Source organism: Streptococcus sp. DD04, from assembly GCF_001578725.1.
GTDB classification, from domain to species: Bacteria; Bacillota; Bacilli; order Lactobacillales; family Streptococcaceae; genus Streptococcus; species Streptococcus sinensis.
Window position 1 is genome coordinate 79973 of sequence record NZ_KQ968977.1, and the last position, 3250, is coordinate 83222.

Annotated in this window: 2 protein-coding genes; both read right to left on the reverse strand. The window is 43.5% G+C overall.

All coding sequences use genetic code 11. From position 1 onward, the window contains the following. A partial coding sequence (locus STRDD04_RS03200) for an alpha-L-fucosidase (RefSeq protein ID WP_156469042.1) occupies nucleotides 1-2324 on the reverse strand: 2324 nt, incomplete at its 3' end. A 330-nt stretch (nucleotides 2325-2654) separates the two neighbouring features. Then, on the reverse strand, nucleotides 2655-3250 hold a 596-nt coding region (locus STRDD04_RS11135; protein ID WP_197460073.1), incomplete at its 5' end, for a G5 domain-containing protein.

Genomic DNA, 3250 nt, shown 5'->3' on the forward strand with positions numbered 1-3250 from the left:
TCTCCATCAGCAAAATGCAAAATCTCTGTTTTGTCTTGGTAAACCTTGCCATGAACACCTGTTCCAGGCTCGGTCACCACGCGGACATCTGCTGAACCTTTAGCACCACCGACACGTTTGACAGTGACAGTGACAGTTTTTCCTTTTTCAGCTTCATAAGTTGGCTGACTCAGCTCAAACATGCCCTTGCTTTGGTTATTTAAAGTGTAAATCCCCTCTGTCGCAATGGCGCGATTACTAGCATTGACTAACTTAATCGTATGAGTACCTTCTGCTAGGTTGCCTGTTTCATATACCGTTTGACTGCGTTTGCGCACGGTGCTCTGCGTATCAATCGTTGCGACTTTCTGACCATCTACATAGACATCCATGGGACCGTGTTGCGGGTCAACAGTAGACACAACATAAGCCTTGGTTCCTGTGAATTGATATTCAACGCTGGCGTCCTTTTGGTTGGTCCACATGGAGCTTCCCCGAACACCTTCATTTTCTTGATACCAAGTAATATTGTTTTTATTTCCTTCAGTATTAGAGTGGTAGTCTAAGCCCAAAGGATATCCATCTGTCTTTTCGATAGACTGAGGCGTTTTGTAGAGGGCAAAGTTGGTCAAAATCGGAGTTGCCTGAGCACCAGTAATGGTAACACGGACTCTTCTTGCAGAAACTGGCTGGCCTTGAATCAGACGACGGTAGCCAACTGTACTACCTTCTCCATAGCGAACCCAGCGACCATTAACTTCTACATCAATGTTGAAACCAGAAATCCGTTGACCTTTAGCAATATCTTCTTTCAACTCCACCACATCAAAACGCTTGTTTTCTCCCAAGTCAACTGTGAAAGAACCAGTCAAGGCATCATTTGATAGCGCCCAAGATGTCTTGTCATCACCATCGACCAGATGATTGACATTGTATTTGGCATTCTTCCGAGTAGAATCCGCTACCACACTGGCACCTGCTGCTAGATTAGTAGCATACATGTCTTTGAGCGTCTGATGGAATTCTTTTAATCTTGCAACATCAACATCTGCAAAGCGTCCTTCTTTGTTAGGTGGAATATTGAGCAAAAGCGGTGTTCCGCGACCGACAGACTTGAAGTAGATATCCATCAATTCACGCAAAGATTTTGGCTGTTGATTTTCATGGTAGAACCAGCCTGAGCGAATGGATACATCCGCTTCTCCGACAGAATACATATCTCCAGCAGGGTCCCCGTGATTCAGATAGTCTGTTGACGGATTAGCTAGAATCTTATCGCGTTTGACCTTATGCCAGACAGGGTCACCTGCTGTGCCTTTTTCATTCCCAATCCAGTGGACACTTGTTGGCTGAGCAGAGAAAATGGTAATATCACCTTCTGCTTTTTTAATGTAGTCAAACCATTTATCAAAAGTATAAGTGACTTTCTGCGCCCCTTCTCCTCGAGCACCATCCATCCAGACTTCAACAAATTTTCCTTTATTGCCGTACTTAGGATTGTCTAAAATTTCCTTGAGTTGATTAAGGTAGTATTCATTGTACTGATCCTGAGTGGCAACCTTATAAGATGGATGATTGGCATCCCATGGAGAAAGATAGACCCCAAGATTCATATCATACTTGGTCGCAGACTTAGAGACCTCCTCTAAGACATCGCCTTTCCCATTTTTCCACGGACTGGCTGCGACAGTGTGATTGGTATGCGCAGACGGATAAAGAACAAAGCCATCATGGTGCTTGGTAACCATAATTGTCCGCTTGAATCCTGTTTCCTTTAAGACACGAATCCATTGGTCTGTATCTAAATTAGTTGGATTAAAATTAGAAGGATTTTCACGACCATTTCCCCACTCAGAGTTGGTATAGGTGTTCATACCAAAGTGGATAAAGGCTGCTAATTCTTCTTTGTGGTAGTCCAATTGAGCCTTGCTTGGCAGTGGTCCATGGTCAGCAATCTCTGTTTCAGTGTTTTCAGCCGCATTAGCTCCTTGAGCTGGCAAAGTTGGCTGGCTGACTGCATTGTTAGAGGAAGCAGTTGCTCTTTCTTCTTTAGCACTAGCTGTTACAGGGGTAGATGCTTGTTCAACTGGGCTACTGGTTGCTTCATTTCTTGTTTCTACTATTGGTTCTGCTGCTGTTGAAACGGACGGACTTGTTTCAGGGCTAACTGTACTTTCTCCAGTCGAACCCGACTCTGCTATTGCAGATATGACAGGTTGATGGCTGGTTACAGGCTGAGCCTCATCCGCTGCGACGATTTGGCTACCGAAAAATACAGCTCCAATCATAACAGAGCAAGCACCGATAGCGTATTTTCGAATACTGTACTTACATTTCTTTTCCATAAAGGAACCTTCCTATTTGAACGCCTTATATTAGTAAGCGTTTGCAACTTTGTTCAAAAAAATATATTTTACCTTGAATTATTAAAAACAAAGGGAACTATCTATCAGTTTACACCAATCAAAATATATAGTAATTGAAAACAATTTTTTATAAATTTAACAACCATACTCTATATTTATGCAAACAAATCTATAGTCCCTAAATTAGATTTATGATTATAAAATAGGCGGAACACAACTCACACTAAATCGTTTGTGATGTCATCTTCCGCCTTCAAATAACTAGTACGAAAGTCAATTTCTATGCACTAGCTCTTTTGTCGGGAACATTTAGTTTTCACCGTTTTCCTTTTTCTTCATCAGGAACAATCCTGTCAATGCCAGCAAGAGACCCATAAGGGAAGCAGAATCTGCTGCTGTTCCTGTATTTGGCAAAGTGGCCCTTGCTTCATTTGTCTGGCCTAGCTTAGCTGGAGTGCCTGGCTTAACTGGCGCAGCAGTTTTGCTTGGCTGCGTTGGCTGTTCTTCCTTGGTTCCCACTTCCACAATCTGATTGACTGGATCTTTGGAAACAAAGCTGTCGCGAGTCACACGGCTGGTCTCTTGACCATTTTCAATGGTCACTTCAACGAGCGTAATCTTCTCACCGTCCTTGCCTTCTTGGACAACTTTTCGAGTACCCTTAGGCAATTGAGCATTTTCACGCTCAACGGTGTTGAACGGTAGAGCTTCAGTTACCACATCCAAGCGTGGTTGCTCGACAACCAGATTCTTAACGCCTTCTGCTGGTGTCACCTGCTCAACTGGCTTGCCAACTTCCACAATCTGATCGACTGGGTCTTTAGAAACGAAGCTGTCACGAGTGGTGCGGCTAGTTTCTTGACCATTTTCAAGCGTCACTTCAACGAGAGTGGTCTTCTCACCAG